This window comes from Mixta tenebrionis (assembly GCF_006517625.1).
GTDB classification, from domain to species: domain Bacteria; phylum Pseudomonadota; class Gammaproteobacteria; order Enterobacterales; family Enterobacteriaceae; genus Mixta; species Mixta tenebrionis.
Map to the genome: position 1 here is coordinate 64974 of NZ_VHQI01000010.1, position 14944 is coordinate 79917.

Consider the following 14944-nt stretch of genomic DNA (forward strand, 5'->3'; position numbering starts at 1 on the left):
CTCTCCGGGGCCGTGACCCCGGCCCCGAAATCGCTTCTGCTTACGGGCAGGCCTGGCGGCTTTCTGCATACTACTATTATGCAGAATAACCCAGGAAGCCCGGCCCTGGCGGCGGCTTCCGTTCGGAGAGCGTCGCTATGCCTTTCACCCATACGGTTTTTAATCAGCCGCGTCCGCTGACCAACAGCAACCTGTTTCTTTCCGATACCCCTCTGCGCGAAGCGGTAGCGCGCTACGGCGCCGAATGGGATCTGGATCTGCTGGCGTCGGTTGGGCAGCAGCTTGGCAGCAGCGAATCGCTGGAGCTGGGGCGGCTGGCAAATGTCTTTCCCCCGGAGCTGCTGCGCTATGACGCGCGCGGCGAGCGGCTGGACGATCTGCGCTTTCATCCCGCATGGCACCTGCTGATGCAGGGGCTGTGCGCCAATCGCGTGCATAATCTGCCCTGGCAGCCGCAGGCCGGAGCAGGCGCATTTGTAGCGCGGGCGGCGCGCTTTATTCTGCACGGGCAGGTGGAATCGGGCACGCTTTGCCCCATCACCATGACCTTCGGCGCCACGCCGCTATTGCAGGCCAGCCTGCCGTCGCAGTTTGCCGACTGGCTGCCGCCGCTGCTTGGCGATCGCTATGACGCCCATCTGCAGCCCGCGCCGCAGAAACGCGGCCTGCTGATCGGCATGGGGATGACGGAAAAGCAGGGCGGCACCGACGTGCTGAGCAATACCACGCGCGCTGAACCGCTAACGGCGCGCGGCAGCGGCGAAGCGTACCGCCTTACCGGCCATAAATGGTTCTTCTCGGTGCCGCAGAGCGATGCCCATCTGGTGCTGGCGCAGGCGCCGGGCGGCATCAGCTGCTTCTTTTTACCGCGTCTGCTGCCGGACGGCACGCGTAACGCCGTGCGCATCGAGCGGCTGAAAGAGAAGCTCGGCAACCGCGCCAACGCCAGCAGCGAAGTGGAATTTGACGGCGCGATCGGCTGGCTGCTGGGCGAAGAGGGGGAAGGCGTGCGTCAGATCCTGAAAATGGGCGGCTATACCCGCTTCGACTGCGCCTTAGGCAGCCACAGCCTGATGCGCCGCGCCTTTTCCGTTGCGCTTTACCACGCGCATCAACGCCAGGTGATGGGAAAGGCGCTGGTCGATCAGCCGCTGATGCGGCAGTTGCTCTGCCAGCAGGCGCTACGGCTGGAGGGCCAAACGGCGCTGCTGCTGCGGCTGGCGCATGCCTGGTCGCAGCCGGCGGATGAACGGCAGCGCGCCTATGCCCGTCTGTTTACGCCGGCGGCCAAGTTTGAAATCTGCCGCCAGGGCGCGCCCTTTGTCGCCACCTCGATGGAAGTGGTGGGCGGTTCAGGCTATTGCGAAGAGAGCGAACTGCCGCGGCTCTACCGCGAAGCGCCGGTAAACAGCATCTGGGAAGGCGCCGGAAACGTTATGTGTCTGGATGTACTGCGGGTATTAAGAAAGCAGCCGGCGCTTGAGGATATGCTGGCCGCACAGTTTGATGCGGTAAAAGGGCTTAACCGCCATTTCGATCGCCGCTGGCGTCAGCTACGGCTGCGGCTGCGTAAACCGCAGGAGTCGCAGGCGCGCGAGCTGACCAGCCAGCTCTGGCTGCTGGCGGCCGGCGAGCTGCTGTTGAACCATCTGGAGCCGCCGCTGGCCGATGCCTGGTGTCGGCACTACCTGGATTCGCGCGGCCCGGTTCAGCTTAATAAGGTAGTCAGCGAGCGTTTACTGCTGCGAGCCTCCGGCGGTTGAGGCGGCCGGGCCATACAGTATCGCCGAGGCGTACCACATTCCCGGCATAATGGTTTCGCTTAGCGCGACGATCTGATACCAGGTGGCGCCTGCGGCGTTCGCTTTCTGCGCGATGTCGCGCTGCGCATCGTCCGGCGATCCGCGCGAGGTGCTGGTAATGCTGCCCAGCCTCAGCAGGTTGGCGCTCTGCGCGCGGCTAATCTCCTGTGCCTGCTGCGTGGGCGGCGGCGGCGGTTGCGGCGTCTGACGCAGCGCGCTACAGGCGCTGAGCGTCAGCGTTAACAGCAGTAAAGGTAAAGAACGCATCGCAGGTTCCTCGTGACGGGGATCGCTAAAGTGTATGCGATCCCCGCTGGTTAGTTAGCTTTTCAGTGTGAAAACGCTAACCAGCTCGGTTAAATGATGCCCTTTTTTACTCAGCGCGTGGGCGGTATCTTCCGACTGCGCCACCAGCTCGGTATTTTGATGCGTTGCCTGGCCGATCTGCGTCATGGCGATATTCACCTGGCCGATACCGGCCGACTGCTCCTGCGAGGCGACGTTGATCTCGCCCATCAGCGCTTTTACCTGCTCGATGCGGCTGACGATATTCTCCATCGCGCTGCGCGTCTGCTCGGAAAGCGCATGGCCCTGGCTTACGCTATTGATTGAGTTGACGATCAGCGCATCGATCTCTTTGGCCGCCTGGGCGCTGCGGCTGGCCAGCGCACGCACTTCAGCAGCCACCACGGCAAACCCTTTGCCATGCTCGCCGGCGCGCGCCGCCTCTACCGCCGCGTTCAGCGCCAGAATATTGGTCTGGAAGGCGATCGATTCAATCACGTGGGTAATATCGGCAATGCTCTGGGAAGAGACTTTAATCGCCGACATGGTATTTACCGAGCGGGCGACCTGCTCATCGCCCTGCTGCACCGCGTTGGCGGCCTCCGCTACCAGCTGTAGCGCCTGCGCCACGTTTTCCGCATTCTGATCCACCGTGGCGCCTAACTGCTCCATACTGGCGGAGGTTTCCTCTACGCTGCTGGCCTGACGGGTGATCTGTTCGCTGATATTTTCGCTGCTCATGGCGATGGCGTCGGTGCCCTGGCTAATCTCCTGCGCCGCGGCGCGTACCTGCGAGACGATGCGCGCCAGGCCGTCGCCGATGCCGTTAATGGCGGCGATCAGCTGACCGACCTCGTCGCGGCGGCGGGTTTGCAGCGTCGCCTGCAGGTTACCGGCGGCATACTGTTCCGCCAGATGAATCACCTGCTGCAGCGGCGTGCTGACCCAGCGGCGCGCGATAACCACGAATCCCAGCGCGAACAACAGTACCAGCGCCAGCCCCAGCAGCAGAAAAGTATTACGAGCGGAGGTGATCGGCGCCAGCAGGCTGTTTTTATCCACGTCGCCGAGAATAATCCAGTTCCAGCCGGGCAGACGCTGCCAGGCGATAATCCGCGGCTCGCCGTCCTGCACCGTTTCCAGCGTGCCGCTCGGTTGGCCGGTCAGCTGCTGCATCACTTCCGGCGCCCAGCGCGCCATTTTTCCCTCTTCCTGCGGATGAAACAGCCATTTGCCGCGGCTTTGATCCGCTGCGCCGCTCATCACCATAAAGCGTCCGGTATCGCTGAACGATTTATTCAGCACCTTATCGCGCATCAGCGTTACCTGCTTACCAATCTCGACGCCGATAAACAGAATACCGATCACCGTGCCGCCAGCATCTTTTACCGGCTGATACTGCGTGATATAGCGTTTGCCGAACAGGGCAGCCAGGCCGCGATACGCTTCGCCTTTATTGACCAGCGCGAATGCCGGACTTTGGCGATCGAGACGTGTCCCCATGGCGCGTGCGCCATCCTCTTTACGCAGCGAGGTGGCAACGCGCACATAGTCAGCGCCGTCACGTACAAAAATCGTTGAGATGGCGCCGGTGCGCGCCAGAAAGTCATCTACTACGCTCTCATCGAGATTCAGCGTTCTGGCGCCCGCGCGCAGGGTGGGCGTTGAGAAATCGCCTACCGTCATGCGCGCGTTTTCATCGCGGCTAAAATCCTGCGGCAGGAAGCTTTGAAACAGCCTGGTGTAGTTGGCTACTTCTTCGCTGAGCGTGGCGTTGAACATGCCGGCCATATCGCCGATGCCGGCTACCTGATTCTGCATATTTTCCAGCGTTAAAGCCTGCAGCTGCTTTGCCGCATTATTGCTTAAAGCGAGCGTGAGAGAGAAAAACAGTATCGCCACGCTCAAAGAGGTGATGACCGACAGCTTGACGCCTAAACTCGCGCGGCTGAGCGATAGTCGCTTCATGAGTTTTTACCTTTGCATAAGATTATGGGATCTCGTTAAACGGCCAAAAATGGCGGAGTTTTACCCTACAAAAGGCAGGGGAAAGGAAACTTTTTTCGCCTGTTGATTAATGGAGCGCGCCATCAGGCTATGTCGCTGGCCTGGACGGCAGCCCGCTAACCTCATATCAGGCATATCCGCTTTGGCGACGGATCGCGACGTATTCAGAACGGCTGGCGCCCTATGCGCCTGGCGTCGCAGGCGCTAAGATGAAGCGCAACAGACGATAATCCCAGGCGATGACGACAGCGGTAAGCGGCGAGGCGAGATGAAGGGTAAGAATGCAGCAGCAAAGATGATGATTGATGTGGTTACCGAGCCGCTGGGCGACATTGAGTGCCTGCATGCCGCGCCTGCGGCCGGGCGTAACCAGGCGCTGCCAACCGTACTGTTCTGGCATGGCTATCTCTCTTCGAAAGAAGTGTATGCCTGGGCGGCGGTGGCGCTGGCTCAGGCGGGATTTCGCGTGGTGATGCCGGATGCGCTCGGACACGGCTCGCGCTTTACCGGCGATGAGGCATGGCGGCTATCGCACTTTTGGGAGATTTTGCGCAGCAATATCGATGAACTGCCGCAGCTGGAAGCGGCGCTGCGCGCGCGCGGCTGGGTTGAAGAGGGACGCTTCAGCGTGGCGGGCGCCTCAATGGGTGGTATGACCGCGCTGGGAGCGATGGCGCGCTACCCCCAGATCGCCCGCGTCGCCTGTCTGATGGGATCGGGCTACTTTATGGCGCTGAGCCGCACGCTGTTTCCGCCGTTTCAGGCCCGCACGCCAGCAGAGCAGGCTGCGCTGGCGGAGCGTCTGGCGCCGCTGGCCGCCTACGATCCCAGCCGCCAGCTGGCGAAACTGGCGGATCGTCCGCTGCTGCTGTGGCATGGCGCCGCGGATGAGGTGGTGCCCGCCGCAGAAACGCAGCGGCTGGTAGCGGCATTACGCGCCTCACAGCAGGACCGACAGCTCACCTGGCTTACCGAGCCGAACGTCGGCCATAAAATCACCCCGCAGGCGCTTCAGGCGCTGGTGGATTTTTTTCGCGCATCCCTTTGATTGTACAGAAGCCGCGCTGAAAACCGCCGTCGCCGTCGCGCCATCCCGCCGCCCCGGCGGTTTTTTCCGTGATTCCTGCTTGAGTTTCCCCACGCGGGCCAGTATGATTACGCGTCAATTTTTCAGCCGCACTTTAAAACGTTCCTTGCTTCCATGGGCCGCGGTTGACCCTGACAGGAGGCTGAATAATCCGTAAGGAGCAAACTCGATGCGTCATTACGAAATCGTTTTTATGGTTCATCCTGACCAGAGCGAACAGGTTCCGGGCATGATCGAGCGCTACACTGGTGCTATCACTGGTGCAGAAGGCAAGATTCACCGTCTGGAAGACTGGGGCCGCCGTCAGCTGGCTTACCCGATCAACAAACTGCACAAAGCGCATTACGTTCTGATGAACGTTGAAGCGCCGCAGGAAGTCATCGATGAGCTGGAAACTAACTTCCGCTTCAACGACGCCGTTATCCGCAGCATGGTTATGCGTACCAAAAACGCCGTAACCGAAGCATCTCCGATGGTTAAAGCGAAAGACGAGCGCCGTGAGCGTCGTGAAGATTTCGCTAACGAAACCTCTGACGATGCAGATGCCGGGGATTCTGAAGAGTAATCGACCGTGACGGCGAACCGGCTGCGTCTCTCCGGCATGGTATGCAGGACGCCGCTGCAAAAAGTAAGTCCGTCAGGGATTCCACACTGCCAGCTGGTGCTTGAACACCGCTCGCAGCAGGAAGAGGCCGGATTCTTCCGGCAGGCCTGGTGCCGTATGCCCGTGATTATTAGCGGGCAGGCGAATCAGGCGATTACTCAACATATAACGGTCGGCACGCAGATCACGGTTGAAGGTTTCATTTGTAGCCATCAAGGGCGCAATGGCCTTAACAAAATCGTGTTGCATGCCGAGCAGATTGAATTGATAGATTCTGGAGACTAGCCAAATGGCACGTTATTTCCGTCGTCGCAAGTTCTGCCGTTTCACCGCGGAAGGCGTTCAAGAGATCGACTACAAAGATATCGCTACGCTGAAAAACTACATCACTGAAAGCGGTAAGATTGTACCGAGCCGTATCACCGGTACTCGCGCTAAATACCAGCGTCAGCTGGCTCGTGCTATCAAGCGCGCGCGCTACCTGTCTTTGCTGCCGTACACTGATCGTCATCAGTAATCGGCCACTGTCCAATTATCGACTTTGAGAGGATAAGGTAATGCAAGTTATTCTGCTTGATAAAGTAGCAAACCTGGGCGGCCTGGGCGATCAGGTTAACGTTAAAGCGGGCTATGCTCGTAACTTCCTGGTGCCTATGGGCAAAGCTGTGCCGGCAACCAAGAAAAACGTTGAGTTTTTCGAAACTCGCCGCGCTGAACTGGAAGCCAAACTGGCTGAAGTTCTGGCAGCAGCCAACGCTCGCGCTGAGAAAATCAACGCGCTGGGCAGCGTGACCATCGCTTCTAAAGCGGGTGACGAAGGCAAACTGTTCGGTTCCATCGGTACCCGCGACATCGCTGACGCTGTAACTGCAGCTGGCGTTGAAGTGGCGAAGAGCGAAGTTCGCCTGCCGAACGGCGTTCTGCGTACTACCGGTGAGCACGAAGTAAGCTTCCAGGTTCACAGCGAAGTATTCGCTAAGCTGAACGTGAACATCGTTACTGAGTAAGCGATTTTCAGTAATATAAAAACGCCGGCCTTTGGGCCGGCGTTTTTGTTTGTGTCGCTAATCTATTACTGCGCCCGCAGAAACGAGCCGTCCGGCTGACGGGTAAAGAGCGCCGGTCCGCTGTCGCCTTCTACCGTTAGCCCCGTCACTACACCCTTATTATCCAGCCGAATCCTTACCTGCTGCCCGCTGCGCAGGTTGCTCAGCGGTTTGTCATCTCCTTCAACGCCCGCCATGGCGAACACATCATTAACCGGCAAATTATTGTCACGGAACAGCTGCGCCAGCGTTTGACCCTGAGCAACCTGGAAGCTGCGCCACTGGCTGTTATCTTGCTGCTGCTGCTGCTGCTGCTGCTGCGGTGAGGCGGGCGCGTTATTATAGATTTCCGCCTGCAGCGGCACCTCTTTGCTGGCGTTGTGTGAGGCCGGTGCCGGAGGGGTATCCCGCGACGTCGGCCAGAGAAACGCCAACAGCATAACCAGCAATGCCAGAATAATACCGCGTCGATGTGCCGACGGCAGCGGGTTCATCCAGCTGAGGCGGTCCGGCAGTTGCCAGATATTCGCCAGCCATAAGCGGATGCCAGAATGAGATTCCTTATGCATAACATTTACCTCCGGCACCTCAGGCGCGTCGCAGTTGCTTCAACGATGCATTATGGGCAAAAAAAACGCAAAGTGCCTGTCTGGATTACAAAAGTTGCGATAGTGCTATTGTTTCCTTTTCGCTACAAAAAGTCACCGGATGAAAAGATATTTTAACGCCGGCGCGGCGGAAGGTGGCGGGGATCGCCGCTGACATCAGAAAATCCACTTTTTGCTCTTTGCTCTTTGCTCTTTGCTCTTTGTTCTGTGTTCTGTGTTCTGTGTTCCTTGTTCCTTGTTCCTTGTTTCGTTGTTCGTCCGCTGTTAGCTAAGCGAACAGATAGCGTTAGTGCTGCCGCTGCCGCCTACGTTAACGCCCGGTTTCTTTCGCTTCCGTCTGTTATTAAGTTAACCGGTACGGGAATTATTTCGTCCAGAAAATAAAAGTGAAATAACGGTGGCTGCTTATTTTATCTGCGGGTCAGAGGGTAATGAATAATATCGAAATTATTAGTTTCTTTTTTATTGATATTCCGAAAGTCGAACAGGTATGCATTGGCTGGATTAAATCAACTGACAGAGCAAATATCAAGGCTTGCTATTTGTAGTAATATTGTTATAGATCATGACAGAGCTGATGGTATGCTTTACTGGACGAGTAATTACATATAATAGCAATAATCAAAACGCTGTAAAAATCCAGGCGTTACTATTTTATCAGGAATAATATCGGCTGGATTGCGCGCTGTTAACCTGACTCTCAGATTGATTTTTTGCCTGCAATGATAGCATGAGTTAGCAATGGAAAGGGTGATAGCCCTAATTAAAAGGAGAGAAAAGTGAAAGAACTAAATACCCAGGAGATCGCAGTAGTTTCAGGCGCCGGTATTTTTGCTGATTACGGCAACGACGTTGGTACCAGCCTTGGTGAAATCCTTGATGCGCTTATCCTGCAGTATGGCAACAGGGAGACGGCTTACAAAGTGAATTTCGCTAAAATTGGTGCAGGTATCGGTAAACTGGTCGAACTTAGATTTGCCGAAGGTTTTAATAGCATCAGCCAGGGAATCAGCAATATCTTTAACAGTTTTGGATCCGGAAGTAAAAGCTAATCGCTGTCTGATATCACCTGCTTAATAAAACCCTGCATAAGCCTGAGCTGACATTAAATAGCTCAGGCTTTTTTGTCTGTGAAAAACGATATGCCAGTGCTACTGAATTATTCACGCCAATAGATAGCTGTGCATAATATTTAAAATATAATTATTCTGTTTTGTTTACTCTTTGCTTCATCTTCCTTTGCTTTCTGGTAAAAAAATCCTGAGCTTAAACTGAAAAATTATTTTCGCATTGGAATGGTAAATTGTCGTAATATTTTTATCACGTCTTTACATTAGGTGTTATTCTGTTTTCGACAAGGTGGATTGCGTTTAGGATTGACTGTAAGTAATAATCGTCCTCTCTTTATTACTTTACTGGCAATGAGTTAAGCGAAATTAGCCCTGTCTTAACGTTAGCGCTCAGGTTAATTAATAGCGGCAGATGGCGGCTTTAATTAATAATGAGCATGCATATTTTATTAGTTATAAGGTGAAAGTAATGAAAGAACTTAACGTAAAAGAAATTAACGCAGTTTCAGGCGGATGCATCATTGACAGCGGCAACGGTGAAGATATCGGTCGCTTTGTTGGCTCTATGCTTGATTCCATTGCTTCCATGTTAGGCCAGGAAGGCACCACTTATAGTGATATCGCTGCTAAAGTTGGTAGCGGCATCGGCAACCTGTTCCAGTTCAAAGTATCAGAAGGTTTCGCTCAAATCAGCGAAGCTTTGAACGATCTGCTTAAAGGCTTGCAGCCTCAGGCATAACGTCGCAAATTTGCTCTCTGGAGCAACAGTATTAATTCAGGCCTGAGCTATTTCTATAGCTCAGGCTTTTATTGTTTTGGGGACAAAACATAATGGCGCTGCATAGCGAGCCCTCAGCGTCCGGCATGGACATACACGTTTCCTGCTATGTTCCAGGCCGGTACGGTTTGCCGGAGCGCAGAAGAACTCTGACTGCGCGGTAAAAATCTCAGCAGCGTTGTGCCTGTAAACTGTTGTTCGCTCGCATCGTGAGAAGGCATATTTTACCGCCGTGGCACAGACTGATATGCTGCCTGCTCTTTGATGTATTAATGAAAGGATAAACTATGACCACCCCTTCTTTTGACACTCTTGAAGCTCAGGCAAGTTACGGTATCGGTTTGCAGGTAGGACAGCAGCTGCTTGAATCTGGCCTGCAGGGTTTACTGCCTGAAGCGATACTGGCGGGCCTGCGCGATGCGCTGGAAGGGAACGCGCCTGCCGTGCCGGTTGACGTAGTACATCGTGCGCTGCGTGAAATTCATGAACGTGCCGATGTTGTTCGTCGTGAGCGCCAGCAGGCGATGGCGGCGGAAGGGCAGACCTATCTGCAGGAAAACAGCCAGCGTGAAGGGGTAAACAGCACCGAATCTGGTTTGCAATTCCGCGTGATTACCCAGGGAACCGGACCAATTCCGTCCCGCCAGGATCATGTGCGCGTTCATTATACCGGCAAGCTAATCGACGGTACGGTATTCGATAGCTCTGTCGCCCGCGGCGAGCCGGCGGAATTTCCGGTCAGCGGCGTTATTGCTGGCTGGATCGAAGCATTAACGCTGATGCCGGTAGGTTCTAAATGGGAGCTAACCATTCCTCATCATCTCGCCTATGGCGAGCGTGGCGCTGGCGCTTCAATTCCTCCTTTCAGTACGCTGGTATTTGAGGTGGAATTGTTAGATATCGTTTAACGAATGGGTTAAATGATGTCTGAAAAGCGGGCAGGGCGCCCGCTTTTTTTCGCGTTATTGCCTCAGCGCTTTATGCCGCCTGCAGCACTTTATTTTTTATTTGTTATTTTATTGATATGAAATAAGTTATTTTCCGATGGTAGTATATTAACTCTATGATTTACCTGATTAAGATTAATTAAGGTAACCTGCTATCGATGATCGCTGTTAATATTTTTTTTAATATTAATAACCTGGTAAACAGGTTGGTTCTTAAGTCTTGTCCCAATTTTTCTCTTTATGTTGCGCTTATTTAATTGAAAAGCTAAGATTTATTGCTTTTATTAAGCAAAACGGAATTTTTATAAACTTAAGGAGAGTAAAATGAAAGAACTTAATGCAAAAGAGATTGCAGCGGTTTCTGGCGCAGGCGTATTAGGTATTATTGGCGGAACTTTTGCCGGCATCTGGGGCGGAATTTATGATTCAATTACCGGTCTGCTGGGACAAAATAATCACACCAGCGAAGCAGCTTCGCTGATCGGCGAAGGCATTGGCCTGCTGTTTGAACTGAACTTCTCCGGCGGCGTTGAAGCCCTGCGTAAAGGCTGTGAAAAGCTGTTTAGCTAAGCGCCTTATAGCTTAGCTAACGGCTGGTAGCTATCTGTTTTGATGGCTACATCAAATGGCCTGTTGCTGAACGATTTCAGGCCATTTTATTATTCTGTTCTGTTCTGTTCTGTTCTGTTCTGTTCTGTTCTGTTCCGTTCCGTTCTTCATGTTAGTTGTATTATCCCGCCGCAATGATCGAATTCTACCCTCTGCTTTGCCGCGGCAATTTACGGTTGCAGGTTATGAGATCGTATAATTACTAATAAACGCTGTTAATGACTTCCTGTCGCGCTTCTTTTGCCATAACTACAAATGCCATTTTTATCTCAAACAGAGTGAGATGAAGCCGAGGCCTGGTAAAAATGCGGCAGAAAAGAGTAAACCGCCTTGTCAGCTGGCGCAGACGGTAAATTAACCGCAATAAAACCGACACAACCATGGTTTTAAAGGAACAAACTCAGCGGGCGTTATCGCCGTGGCCACAGATAGAAAGAGGGCTATTATCAGCTGTTTCACACCATGGCAAAATGCCGCTAGCGAGCAGCGCTTTAAACGCCGGCTAACCTGGAATAACCCCAACTGATATATTACATAAGAAATAAATCGTTTTGTTATGATATTTCTCATCGGTTATTTGCTATTTTCCTTTATCTGCTACGGCGTCACCTTTTTTGAGGTGGCGTGTTTTACTATTGTTTTCCTTTTAAATTTCATGCATATAAAAAACAGTTATTAACTTGTAGTTAATGATTATATTCTCAATTATAACTAGGAATTGATTGCTTTATTAACCTGGTTTTTATTATGATTTTCCTGCCTTAATCATAAGGAATTAATAAATTAACTATACAAGGGAATAATTATGCGTCAGTTAAATGGACAAGAAATAGAACAGATTTCCGGTGGCTCTTTATTTGGTCTGGAAGGTTTCCTCGGCGATTTCGGTGCGGGTATCGGCGGATTTGTTGACTCTGTAACCTCATGGCTTGGCGTTCCGACTAACATCAGCGAAAGCGGTACGCTGCTGGGATCTGGCCTTGGGAAGTTAGTTGGTCTGGAAATTGTCGGCGGTATTGATGATATCGGCCAGGGTATTATCAGCCTGATTGATAACGGCCTGAATGCAATGAAACAGGTTTTCGGCTATTAATAATAATAATATCGGTAAGCCGCTCCTGACGCTGGCTTACTTATGCAATAAGCAGTATCACTTATAATTGATTATTTGTATTAATTTGCAAGCTAGTATTAAGCCTGATATAGATAATTTCTGTCCCTAAAAGCCAGCATAGTCTGGCTTTTCCTTCGTCAGGCATCGTTATCTGAATAAACAGGCGCATTACATTGCTCAACCTGTTTTTTATCAGGTAAGAATTAATAAGAGTATTGTTGCGGTATTTTTTAATATCGCGGAACAATCAATTGGCATGACGCTATTATAGCCGAATAAAAATGATGCCAGATATTTATCAATAATATTTTATTGAGGTGTTTTTTGCTTGTATATCAATTAGATACTGCTTTTTTATTGTGGCGCTCGCCGTTTTATTTGATATTCGGTAAGACTTGCTGTTTTATAGTAATCTTATTAGATATTATCGTCTCTTTCGCTGTCATAATGCAGGTATGTCACAGATAAATAATTCTCTGTCATTTTATGTTTATTTAAAGTTAATAAATTGGCGGCAGAAATATTATTATTTTTTACCCCTCGTTAATTTACTTTTTAAGCGTAAGTCATTTTACCAGAGTAATTGCAGCACTTATGATTTATTTGCCATTCCGTAGAGAATTTCTATTGGAAGGTGATTAAATTAAATGAGGGGAATAATATGAAAGAGTTAACAAATACTGAGATCGCCCATGTATCTGGCGCTGGAATTATTAGCGATTTCGCTAAAAGCATCGGCGTAGCGATTGGTTCAATTGTAGATAATGCCCTTAAAGATCGTGGGCTGCAGAGCAGCGCTGAAGAAAGCGCCGGCCTGCTGGCTTCCGGTATCGGCAGAATTCTTGAGCTCAATGTTTTCGGTGCTATTTCTGAAATGGGCGCGGGTATCGTAGGTATTGTTAACAACAGTATTGACGTCATCAGGCAGCATAAAGGCCAGGCCGAGGCGTAATTAAAGTAGTTAAAAAGCCAGCCTTTTCGGCTGGCTTTTTTTCTGCTTACTTGTGGCTGCTTCAGCGCTGTGAAACGCGTTTTTGCTGTTGTAAATCCAACTGATAAATGGCAAAACCGTTACTGTCCTGCTGTTTATAATGTACCGGATAAACAGCGCGCTGCGAAATAAACTGCGCCGCCCTGGCTGATGGCGAAGTTTCGAAGCGAATATCGAGTGGAATGTCGCTGTGAATCGGCGCCAGCCGCCAGTTATTATCGGCCTGCGGATGAATTTCCCCCTGCGCCTCTGTTTGCGCGCTAATCCAGGCTGCAACCACCGAGCGGTTTTCATCAGGTGAGGAGAAGGCGATATATTTTTCACCGGTACCGGCGAATTTCCCGCCCCAGGCGCGGTAGTTGTTGGTGGCGATTAAGAAAGTCGCCTGTGGATCGACAGGTTTACCCTGCCAGGTTAAATCTCTGATGCGTGAAGCCTGTGGATGAATCAGCTGACACTCTTCATCGTAGCGAGCGGGCTGCGTTACATCGATCTGGTAATTAACGCCGTCAATCACGTCAAAGTTGTAGGTGCGGTAGTTCCAGTTAATCAATGCCTGTGGCTGCCGCTGTTGCGGATCGATTTGATTAAACTGTCCGGCGGAACACTCCAGCCACTCTTTTACCTGCTCCCCGCTTACTTTCATCACCACCAGCGTATTAGGATAAAGGTAGAGATCGGCCGCATTGCGGAAAGAGAGATCGCCTTTCTCCACCTCAACGTAGCTGGCCGGATCGTTTTTGCGCCCGCCCGCTTTAAACGGCGCTGCGGCGGAAAGTACCGGCAGATTAGCCAGATCGGGATCGCCCTGAATAAAATGTTCTACGTAAGCGCGCTGAGCATTATTGACCACCTGTACCGTCGGATCGTCCTGTACCAGCGACAGATAGCTGTACATCACATCCGCAGACTTGCCGATCGGTCTGGCGACGAACTCACGCGTGGCGCGATGGGCATCGCTTAATACCTGTACCAGCGCCGCATCCTCCTGCGCCAGCGATTTTTTAGCGGCCTTATCATAGACGGGCCGCGCTTCGGCGCGCGCAGCGGTAACCTGCCAGCGGCCGCTGTCGTTATTCAGCGTCAGATCGACGATGCCCAGGTGATCGCCCCACATCCCTGGCATTACTGCCGGAATACCGTTTAGCGTGCCCTGCTTAATATCGGCGCCAGGGATGGCGGCAAAATCATTGCCGGGGAAAATCGCATGGGCATGACCAAACATAATGGCGTCGATGCCGGGCACCTGGCTGAGATACCAGACCGAGTTCTCCGCCAGCGCACGCCAGGGTTCGCTGGATAGCCCGGAGTGGGCGATCGCCACCACGACATCCGCGCCCTGCTGGCGCATAACCGGCACCCAGCGGCGCGCGGTTTCAGTAATATCATCTACCGTGATTTTGCCCTGCAGGTTGACGCGGTCCCAGACCATAATCTGCGGCGGCACAAAGCCGATATAGCCCACGTTTAAGGTATAGGTTTTGCCATCGCGTCCGGTAACCTGCTCCGGCTTAATCAGCCAGGGCGTAAAGCGCGGCTTGCCGCTTTTCGCATCGATAATATTGGCGTTGATATAGGGAAAATGCGCCCCCGCCAGCGCCTTCTGCAAATAGTCGAGGCCATAGTTAAATTCGTGATTGCCGAGATTGCCGACGCGATAGTTCAGTCGGTTCATTGCCTGATATACCGGATGCGTCTCCCCCGGCGCGATACCTTTTGCCGCCATATAATCGCCCAGCGGGCTGCCCTGAATAACGTCGCCGTTATCCACCAGTACGCTATTTTTTGCCTCGGCGCGCGCGGCGGCAATTAGCGTTGCGGTACGAACCAGTCCGTACTTATCGGTGGGCTTATCTTTGTAGTAGTCAAAATCCATCATGTTGCTATGTAGATCGGTTGTTTCCATAATGCGTAAGTCAACCGTTGCAGCGGAAACCGCAACCGAAACCAGAGAGAGCAGCAGCGTTATACCTTTAATCATGTTTTCCTCCTGAAA

The 14944-nt window shown here is 52.4% G+C and carries 16 protein-coding genes; 12 read left to right on the forward strand and 4 right to left on the reverse strand.

Annotation, left to right across the window (positions count from 1 at the left end):
• The first annotated feature begins 137 nt into the window (after positions 1-137).
• Positions 138-1763 carry an isovaleryl-CoA dehydrogenase gene (locus FKM52_RS15995; RefSeq protein ID WP_141177156.1) on the forward strand — a complete coding sequence of 542 codons (1626 nt, stop codon included), beginning with the start codon at positions 138-140 and terminating at the stop codon, positions 1761-1763.
• On the opposite strand, the gene bsmA is transcribed toward FKM52_RS15995, so the two are convergent.
• Both bsmA and FKM52_RS16005 read right to left on the reverse strand, forming a co-directional pair.
• Positions 1737-2069 (reverse strand): biofilm peroxide resistance protein BsmA, encoded by a 333-nt coding sequence (gene bsmA / locus FKM52_RS16000; RefSeq protein ID WP_141177157.1) that lies wholly within the window; start codon positions 2067-2069, stop codon positions 1737-1739. The genes FKM52_RS15995 and bsmA overlap by 27 nt on opposite strands.
• Positions 2070-2123: 54 nt before the next feature.
• A complete protein-coding gene (locus FKM52_RS16005; protein WP_141177158.1) occupies positions 2124-4055 on the reverse strand; it encodes a methyl-accepting chemotaxis protein in 1932 nt (643 codons plus the stop codon).
• Between the two features lie 337 nt (positions 4056-4392).
• On the opposite strand from FKM52_RS16005, the gene yjfP reads away from it, so the two are divergent.
• From yjfP to rplI, 5 genes are all read left to right on the forward strand, one after another.
• Positions 4393-5142, forward strand: coding sequence for an esterase (gene yjfP, locus FKM52_RS16010; protein ID WP_141177241.1), 750 nt, complete (start codon positions 4393-4395; stop codon positions 5140-5142).
• 208 nt (positions 5143-5350) lie between these two features.
• Positions 5351-5746 (forward strand): 30S ribosomal protein S6, encoded by a 396-nt coding sequence (gene rpsF, locus FKM52_RS16015; protein WP_038623908.1) that lies wholly within the window; start codon positions 5351-5353, stop codon positions 5744-5746.
• Positions 5747-5752: 6 nt separating this feature from the next.
• Complete coding sequence (gene priB, locus FKM52_RS16020) at positions 5753-6070, forward strand: primosomal replication protein N (protein WP_141177159.1); 318 nt, start codon at positions 5753-5755, stop codon at positions 6068-6070.
• Positions 6071-6074: 4 nt separating this feature from the next.
• Positions 6075-6302 carry a 30S ribosomal protein S18 gene (gene rpsR / locus FKM52_RS16025; protein WP_000135199.1) on the forward strand — a complete coding sequence of 76 codons (228 nt, stop codon included), beginning with the start codon at positions 6075-6077 and terminating at the stop codon, positions 6300-6302.
• A gap of 40 nt (positions 6303-6342) precedes the next feature.
• On the forward strand, positions 6343-6792 hold the full coding sequence (rplI, locus tag FKM52_RS16030) for a 50S ribosomal protein L9 (protein ID WP_141177160.1): 450 nt from the start codon (positions 6343-6345) through the stop codon (positions 6790-6792).
• A gap of 65 nt (positions 6793-6857) precedes the next feature.
• Here rplI and FKM52_RS16035 read toward each other — a convergent pair whose 3' ends face one another.
• Positions 6858-7400: an OapA family protein gene (locus FKM52_RS16035; protein WP_141177161.1), complete on the reverse strand. Its 543-nt coding sequence runs from the start codon at positions 7398-7400 to the stop codon at positions 6858-6860.
• An 818-nt stretch (positions 7401-8218) separates the two neighbouring features.
• Between FKM52_RS16035 and FKM52_RS16040 the strand changes: the two genes are divergently transcribed.
• From FKM52_RS16040 to FKM52_RS16065, 6 genes are all read left to right on the forward strand, one after another.
• Entirely contained in the window at positions 8219-8491 is a 273-nt protein-coding gene (locus FKM52_RS16040) for a hypothetical protein (RefSeq protein WP_141177162.1), read from the forward strand.
• 487 nt (positions 8492-8978) lie between these two features.
• Positions 8979-9248: a hypothetical protein gene (locus tag FKM52_RS16045; protein WP_141177163.1), complete on the forward strand. Its 270-nt coding sequence runs from the start codon at positions 8979-8981 to the stop codon at positions 9246-9248.
• A gap of 326 nt (positions 9249-9574) precedes the next feature.
• Positions 9575-10195 (forward strand): BamJ family beta-barrel-assembly machinery protein, encoded by a 621-nt coding sequence (bamJ, locus tag FKM52_RS16050; RefSeq protein ID WP_141177164.1) that lies wholly within the window; start codon positions 9575-9577, stop codon positions 10193-10195.
• A 363-nt stretch (positions 10196-10558) separates the two neighbouring features.
• On the forward strand, positions 10559-10804 hold the full coding sequence (locus tag FKM52_RS16055; protein ID WP_141177165.1) for a hypothetical protein: 246 nt from the start codon (positions 10559-10561) through the stop codon (positions 10802-10804).
• A gap of 844 nt (positions 10805-11648) precedes the next feature.
• Positions 11649-11936 carry a hypothetical protein gene (locus FKM52_RS16060; protein WP_141177166.1) on the forward strand — a complete coding sequence of 96 codons (288 nt, stop codon included), beginning with the start codon at positions 11649-11651 and terminating at the stop codon, positions 11934-11936.
• A 682-nt stretch (positions 11937-12618) separates the two neighbouring features.
• Positions 12619-12909, forward strand: a complete 291-nt coding sequence (locus FKM52_RS16065) for a hypothetical protein (RefSeq protein WP_141177167.1) — start codon at positions 12619-12621, stop codon at positions 12907-12909.
• Between the two features lie 61 nt (positions 12910-12970).
• On the opposite strand, the gene FKM52_RS16070 is transcribed toward FKM52_RS16065, so the two are convergent.
• Complete coding sequence (locus tag FKM52_RS16070; protein ID WP_141177168.1) at positions 12971-14929, reverse strand: bifunctional 2',3'-cyclic-nucleotide 2'-phosphodiesterase/3'-nucleotidase; 1959 nt, start codon at positions 14927-14929, stop codon at positions 12971-12973.
• Between the last annotated feature and the right edge of the window lie 15 nt (positions 14930-14944).

What these genes read in the sequence shown, in the direction of transcription:
- FKM52_RS16035 (WP_141177161.1), bottom strand. Translation starts at nt 7,400, where the DNA reads ATGCATAAGGAATCTCATTCTGGCATCCGCTTATGGCTGGCGAATATC.
- yjfP (WP_141177241.1), top strand. Translation starts at nt 4,393, where the DNA reads ATGATTGATGTGGTTACCGAGCCGCTGGGCGACATTGAGTGCCTGCAT.
- bamJ (WP_141177164.1), top strand. Translation starts at nt 9,575, where the DNA reads ATGACCACCCCTTCTTTTGACACTCTTGAAGCTCAGGCAAGTTACGGT.
- FKM52_RS15995 (WP_141177156.1), top strand. Translation starts at nt 138, where the DNA reads ATGCCTTTCACCCATACGGTTTTTAATCAGCCGCGTCCGCTGACCAAC.
- FKM52_RS16055 (WP_141177165.1), top strand. Translation starts at nt 10,559, where the DNA reads ATGAAAGAACTTAATGCAAAAGAGATTGCAGCGGTTTCTGGCGCAGGC.
- FKM52_RS16070 (WP_141177168.1), bottom strand. Translation starts at nt 14,929, where the DNA reads ATGATTAAAGGTATAACGCTGCTGCTCTCTCTGGTTTCGGTTGCGGTT.
- rplI (WP_141177160.1), top strand. Translation starts at nt 6,343, where the DNA reads ATGCAAGTTATTCTGCTTGATAAAGTAGCAAACCTGGGCGGCCTGGGC.
- FKM52_RS16065 (WP_141177167.1), top strand. Translation starts at nt 12,619, where the DNA reads ATGAAAGAGTTAACAAATACTGAGATCGCCCATGTATCTGGCGCTGGA.
- FKM52_RS16005 (WP_141177158.1), bottom strand. Translation starts at nt 4,055, where the DNA reads ATGAAGCGACTATCGCTCAGCCGCGCGAGTTTAGGCGTCAAGCTGTCG.
- FKM52_RS16045 (WP_141177163.1), top strand. Translation starts at nt 8,979, where the DNA reads ATGAAAGAACTTAACGTAAAAGAAATTAACGCAGTTTCAGGCGGATGC.
- rpsF (WP_038623908.1), top strand. Translation starts at nt 5,351, where the DNA reads ATGCGTCATTACGAAATCGTTTTTATGGTTCATCCTGACCAGAGCGAA.
- bsmA (WP_141177157.1), bottom strand. Translation starts at nt 2,069, where the DNA reads ATGCGTTCTTTACCTTTACTGCTGTTAACGCTGACGCTCAGCGCCTGT.
- FKM52_RS16060 (WP_141177166.1), top strand. Translation starts at nt 11,649, where the DNA reads ATGCGTCAGTTAAATGGACAAGAAATAGAACAGATTTCCGGTGGCTCT.
- rpsR (WP_000135199.1), top strand. Translation starts at nt 6,075, where the DNA reads ATGGCACGTTATTTCCGTCGTCGCAAGTTCTGCCGTTTCACCGCGGAA.